This window comes from Pseudomonadota bacterium (assembly GCA_010028905.1).
Lineage (GTDB): Bacteria > Vulcanimicrobiota > Xenobia > RGZZ01 > RGZZ01 > RGZZ01.
Genome location: RGZZ01000285.1, coordinates 1 through 6,751, shown reverse-complemented (window position 1 = coordinate 6,751; position 6,751 = coordinate 1). Strand labels below are relative to the sequence as shown.

2 protein-coding genes are annotated in these 6,751 nt (G+C 64.4%); both read left to right on the top strand.

Annotated features, from left to right (window positions below):
* The gene (locus EB084_16965; GenBank protein NDD29949.1) at positions 1–3,069 is read left to right on the top strand and encodes a hypothetical protein; all 3,069 of its coding nucleotides are present in this window, start codon (positions 1–3) and stop codon (positions 3,067–3,069) included.
* A 62-nt stretch (positions 3,070–3,131) separates the two neighbouring features.
* Positions 3,132–6,751, top strand: a 3,620-nt coding sequence (locus EB084_16960; GenBank protein NDD29948.1) for a hypothetical protein, incomplete at its 3' end; no start/stop codon positions are given.

Below are 6,751 nucleotides of genomic sequence, written 5' to 3'. Positions count from 1 at the left end.
GTGGCGAAGGGCGACGGTGCCATGCCTGTCTCTTCGAAGCGACGTCTGGGGGAGGCCGCTGGCGGAGACAAGCCTACCCTCGGGGGGCGTTCAAAGGCAACCGACCCTGTGGGAGACGCCAGGCCTGAGCTCAAGCGCGGTCGTGCGGCGGCTGAGCAGGAGCCAGAGTACGAATCATTGATGGAGAGCGTGGCTGAGCCGGTCGCTGAGCCCGTGGTGGAAGCCCCTGCCCATCCCGTTGAAGAGTCCGCATCGCCGGAACAAGGTGCTTCGCTTGACGCGCCGGACTGGAGGGACGAAGCGCCTCTCTCCGAGGAACCCTCCACACCGGCCGCGTCGTTGTTTGACGACCCTGGGTTCAATGAGCCTCTGCCTGTGCCAGAGGAGGTCGCCTTCGACGCGTCGCCGACCCCAGAGCCTGCATATGACTATTCCGATTCCACGCCTCAGATAGAGACCGTGATCGAGGAGGCGCCGTCGGCCCCCTGGCCTGAAGAAGACGTCGCCTCGCAGCAGGCTGCTCCTCACGAGCAGTTCGAGGTAGATCACGCGACTGAACAGGTGTCCCCTTCCTTCGAGCCCGTGGTGGAGCCGGAGCCACCTGCCGCGGAGCCTCTGCCTTCGATGGAAGAGGCCTCTCCCGCAGAGCACGCACAGAGCGCCACTGAAGCGTCAGAGCCCTCACCGGGGGTTTCAAGTCGTGCACCGCTGCAGCCCCGTCTGCTCGGGAGGGGTGCAACGCGAGGACCTGCGCCAAAGAGCGGGGGGAGACCGTTGCTCGGCGGGGGGCGAGGAAAGAGCGAGGGCGGCAAACCGACGCTTCCTGTGCGCGGGGCGCGTGCCGACGCCAATGATCCGGTGGAGCCTGAGCAAGAGGTTCACGTCTCCGCCAGCGAGGAGGGGCCGCCTCCGGATCTGGCGCCCACAGAGTCAACCGAGTCCACGGTGTCCGCGCCGCTGACAGAAGACGTCGCTGCGTCGTCTGACGCCAAGGTTCAGGCCTTCTCAGGCGAGACGTCCGAGTCTGCGGGAGAGCAGCCTGCGCAGGCCAGCAGCTTTCCCACAGAAGGTGGCACGCTGGCAGAGGTGCACTTCCCGGCACTCCTGCAGACTGCGCCGGCCAGTCAGCCGTTTGATGGATCACGTGCGCTCGAGGCGCTCAGCGCCCAGATGCCCCCGGTGCGCCCGCGCGACGCATCCGAAGGGGGAGCCGAGGTGGCGCGTCTCGACGAGTATCTTGCCGCGGGAGACGTGGCGCGGGCTCTCGATGCGCTGCGCATTGCCGCGGAAGCGGACCCTTCCAGCCACGAGACCACGAGTCGCCTGGCGGCAGGCCTCTTTGCCTACGGGGTCGTCGATGCGGCAACCGCCGCATTCACCCGTCTTGCACAGATCGAGGGGGGACAGGGCTCTGCCCTCTACTATCTCCTCGAGACGATTCTGTGGAGCGCATCCCCCCAGCGTGGCGGCGAGCTTCTCGTGGCGCTGGCCAGTGCACAGCGCCAGCTGGGCGACACCGATCGTGCACAGCGACTGCTCCTTGACGCGCTGGCGCTCGACCGAGAGAACGTCGCCGCTCGCCTGGCGCTCATCGATCTGTATCGCGTGCTGAAGCAAGACGAGCTTGCAAGCTGGCACATGCGCACATTGAACCGTATCGCTGACGAGGCGACCGAACCTGCAACCGCCGCGGCGCTCTGGCGCGCCATCTTCCATGCCACCGGCAGCGCGGCCGACCACGAGCGTATGGCGGTGGCACTCGACAAGGCGGGGCTTCTTGAAGAGGCCGTGGTGGAGTATCGCGTGCTTGCCTCACAGGCCCGCGACAGTCAAGACGTTCCGCGCGCGCGGGCACTCTATGAGCGGGTTGTCGAGTTGAGCCCAGCCGACACCGAGGCACAGGAGAACCTGCTCCACATCTACCAGAGCACGGGTGATGAGTCGGCGGTTGTCGACAAGATGCGTCAGCTCGCGGAGGCGGCCCGGCAGAACGGCGATCGAGATGCGGCGCTGCGGCTCTGTGAGGAGATTGTGCGTCGCGACGCGTCGAGCGTCGAGGATCGACAGCGCCTTGTCGAGCTGTACCTCGACAAGGGTCTTCTCAACAACGCGCGCAGCGAAGCGCAGGGACTTGTCGAGGTCTGGTATCGCGAGAATCGATGCGACGAGGCCATTTCGCTGCTGCGTCGCATCGTCGACGGTTGCCCAGAGGAGATCGTCCTGCGCGAGCCACTGGTTCACTTCCTCGAGAAGACAGGTCAGGCCCGCGCCGCGGTTGACGAGTGTCTTGCTCTGGCTCGGCTTCAGGTCGGAATGGGGGCCTTCGATGACGCGCTCAAAGTGCTGAAGAAGGCGCTCGCTCTCGATGAGCGCAACGTCGACGTTCTGTTCGACATTGGCGCGCTCCACGCAGATCATCTTGATGACCCATCCACGGGCGAGCAGCATCTGCTTCGCGTCCTGCAAGCCGATCCACGTCACAAGCGCGCTGCGGAGCGCCTCATCTCCCTTCAGCTCCTCCTGGGCAAGCCGCAGGAAGCGATTCCTCGTCTTGCGGATCTCGTCAGCATGGAGCCCTCGCTCGACTCGATTCGAGAGGCCCTTCTCACCGAGTACAAGACCCGGTGCGAAGCGTCGCCCGAAGACATGCAGAGCAAGTTCACGCTCGGCCTTCTCTATCGCATCAGCGGTCAGATCGAGGACGCCATCGTGTTGTTCCAGGACACGCGCAAAGCACATGAGCTCTTTCTCCTGTCTTGCAACATGCTGGGACAGTGCTTCTGGGAGCGCCGTGTGGCGGGCCCTGCTTCGGCGGCCACCGAGGAAGCCGCTGTCAAGTGGTTCAAGCGTGGCCTGGAGGCCACCGGGTATCCAGAAGATGACTACCTCGAGCTCCGCTACAACCTGGCTGAGGTGTACAACCATCGCAATGAGGTGAGCGAGGCGCTGAAGCTGTATCGCGACATCTATCACGTCAACCTTAACTACCGCGACGTGGCGGAGAAGATGAACCAGCTCGAAGACGAGATCAAGGGCGCGGGCAAGGTTGCTCGCCTGCGCACGAGCTGATCTCGCCACGCTCGGTCAGTCCCACGAACCCAACACGCCCCCTTCAGGAGAGTTGAGACCGAATGGCACAATCGCAGTTCGAACAAGCGCTCGCGCGGGCCAATGCCCTGGTTGCCGAGGGCAAGCTCGAGGAGGGCGCCGCGCTCTACGAGCAGCTCATCGCGCATGAACCCCAGAATCGCGATCTCTATCGTGACCTGGCGATGGTGTATGAGCGCAAGGGTGACATCCCGAGCGCGATCAAGACCCATCTGCGCTGGGCCGATCTGTGCGTGCATCTGGGGCTGCCAGATGAGGCGCTTCGCCTCTACAACCAGGTTCTCTCTGTCGAACAGGCCGCCACCAACCCCGAGAAGAAGGGGCTGTTCAAGAGCAGCAACGCATCGCCTGACAAGATCCGCGAGCTGGTTGCAGGTTCGCGGGCGGCGATCTCGATCCAGATCGGACGCATCTACCTGCAGAAGATGATGGCCGATGAGGCCATCAAGGCGCTCAAGGGGGCGATAGACGCTTCGCAGGGCGGCCACGACCACCACATCCACATGCTCCTCGGCATTGCGTACATGCAGAAGAGCATGGACAAGGAAGCCATTGGCGAGTTCCAGGAAGTGGTTCGACTCGCCCCCAATGAGGCTGCGTTCGCGTACGAGAAGCTGGGTGAGATCTATCGCCGCACACGCCCCACCGCGAGCTCTGTCTGGTATCGCAGCGCGGGCGACCTGTATCTTCGCAACGAGCAGTACCAGAACGCGGTCGGGGCCTATGAGATGATTCTGCAGACCGAGCCGCGCAACAAGGACGTGCTCAGCGGTCTGGCTGACATCTACACGCGTCTCGGCATGACCGAGCAGGCGCTTGCGACATGGCGAAATCTCGCGGCCATCTACACCGAAGAGGGGCTTCTCGACAAGGTCATCATCATCTACGAGAAGGTCACGGAGAACAGTCCTGACGATCAGGAGTCGTCGGCTCGCCTCCTCGAGATCTATCGTGGCATCCTGCAGCGAGACCCATCGAATCTCTCCGTGCGCCAGAAGCTCATCAAGCATCTTCTGTACCGGGGCGAGCAGAGCGGGGCAATCCCCGAGTACATGGCGTTGGCCCAGTCCTACGCCGAAAAAGGGGTGTACGACGAAGCCGCGCAGATCCTGGAGTCGGTTCTCGAGCTTGACGGCAGTCACGCCAAGGCACTCGAGCTCCTCGGGGACGTCTGCCTGCACCGTGGTGATCGCAAGGAAGCGCTGTCGAGATTCCTGGAGGCGCTCAAGCTCCTTGGAGACGCAGGGGCCGAGGACCAGCGGCATGCGCTGAGCCAGAAGCTCACCGAGCTCTTCCCGGAGGAGAGCGGCGTTCAGTACGAGATGGCCCGGTCGCTCAAGGACCAGGGGTCGTTTGGCGAGGCGCTTGCCGAGATCATGAAGGTCCTGGAGCAGGACCCCAATCACGTCCAGGCATTGCTGGAGGCGTCTGAGCTGCTCAGTCAGATGGGGCGCGTGAATGAGGCGCGAGATCTCTGCAGGCGCATCCTCGAGGTCGACCCGAGTCGCTCCGACGTGCGCCTGCGCCTGTTCGAGCAGGCGCTCAGCACGGGTGATCTTGAAGCGGCGGCCCATCAGGCAGAGGAGCTTGCGGCTTCGCTTCGCGCAGCGGGTCTCGTGCGCGAGGCAGAGGCCGTCTATCGTCGTCTCCTGAGCTACGAGCCAGAAAACGCCGAGATCCGCATGCGGGTTTGTGCCCTGCGCCTGGAGTCGGGCGACGTGGAGTCGGTGCTGCGGGAGTATCTCTTGCTGGCCAACCTCCATCTGCGGAGAAGGTCGCTGGAGAAGGCGGCCGAGATGTACGCGGCCATCCTGGCGCATCGGCCGGATCACCTGCCGGCGCACCTGAGCCTCGCGCGCGTTCGGGCCCATCAAGGCCAGCACCCAGAGGCGCTGGGTCACTTTGCCTTCGCAATACAGGAGTTCCTGGCACGCAATCTCGTTGAACCCGCCCTGGGGGCGTTGCGCGAGAGTGTCGCCGTCGACCCTTCGAACCTGTCGCTCCGTCAGCGACTGGGGGAGCTGCTGGCGCACGTGGAGCGTGAAGACGAGGCCTCCGAGCAGTACAGGGGGCTCTTCCATCAGCATCTCGAGCGTGCCCAGCTCGAGTCGGCGGCCCAGGCAGCGGCAGAGTGCATGCGCCTGGTCCCGATGAACCTCGACCTTCGTCTCGAGCTTGCGACAGCCTATCTCGAGCACAACCGTCTCGACGAGGGCAAGGGGCTTCTCGAAGAGGTGGTGAGCGCCGCACTGGCAAGCGGCGACAACACCCGCGTCATCGACATCTATGACAAGATGGCCCATGTCTACCGTGCGCAGGGGCGACATGATCTCTACTGGCAGACCCGTGAGCGCACCGCCGAGCTCTATCGCGGTCAGGGGAGAGACGAAGAGGCCATTGCCGAGTTCCAGGAGATCGTGGAGGCGGCCCTTCGCGGAAGCGACTTCGACCGCGCACGTGCCTGTTTTCCCGCTCTCGCCGACCTCTATTCAAGCACGGGTCAGCTCGATCAGGGCGTACAGATCTTCGAGCGCCTTGTCGAGGGGTTTGTTCGTGAGTCACGTCCGCTCGAGACGGAGGTCTCGCAGACATTCCTTCTCTCCCTGCTCGAGCGAAAGGGAGATCAGGGTCAGGCCCTGCAGATGCTGGCGCAGCTCGCCACGCGCGCACAGGAAGCCGGCGATGCCGATCTTGCGGCGATCCTCCATGGGCGCGTCTTCGATCTCCTGGTAGCCACCGATGACCTCGAGCGTGCCGCTGAGGTGCAGTTCGTCCGCATCGACCATGCCCTCTCGCGCAAGGACCTCGACACGGCGCGAGCCGTCTGGAAAAGCCTGCGGGATCTGCGCCCGCAGTCGTCAGCCGATCTTACACGGTACACCGACGCGCTGTACCAGCGGGGCTTCCTCGCGGAGGTGCTGCCGCTGCTGATCGGCTTGAGTGAAGCCGCGCCTGGCGACCGCGACGTCTCGCAGCGCCTGGCCGTCGTGTCGGCCCGCACGGGAGACATGGCCCGTGCCGCCGATCTGGCGCGAACGGTCCTGGGCAGCGAGGCCATCGATCGCATCCTCGTGGAGGTCACGAACCACGAAGGCGCTGATGACGCCGAACGCTGCTTGCGATTTGGTGACTTCTACCGCGAGATGGGCTTCTACGAGGAAGCCCTGCTTCAGTATCAGGCAGCCCTGCAGCACGCGTCTCGACGCATCGAGGCGCTGAACCGGCTGGCCCTGCTGTTTCGTAGAGCGGGGTACATCGATCTGGCCGTGCGTCAGCTGCAGCGCGTCCTCGAAACGCCTGGCGCTGACGAAGAGGATCTTCTCGAGACGCGTTACAACCTGGCCACGCTGTACTACGAGGCCGGCCGGTGTCAAGAAGCGCTCGACATGTACAACGAGTGCGCGGCGGTGAAACTGCGCTATCGCGACGTGGCCGAGCGCATAGAGGAGCTCACGTTGCGGGTGGCTTCCCTCGATACCACGCACCCGGACGTCATTCCCATCACCAGCCGTAGCAGCACGGCTGCTCCAGAGGCATCAGAGGGCGCACCGCTCGCAGAAGCGCCTGTTGCTGCCGCGCTGGTCGGCGCAGCCGTCGCCGTGGAAGAGGTCTCAGCGGTGCTCGAGGCGCCCCCGGCTGTCGA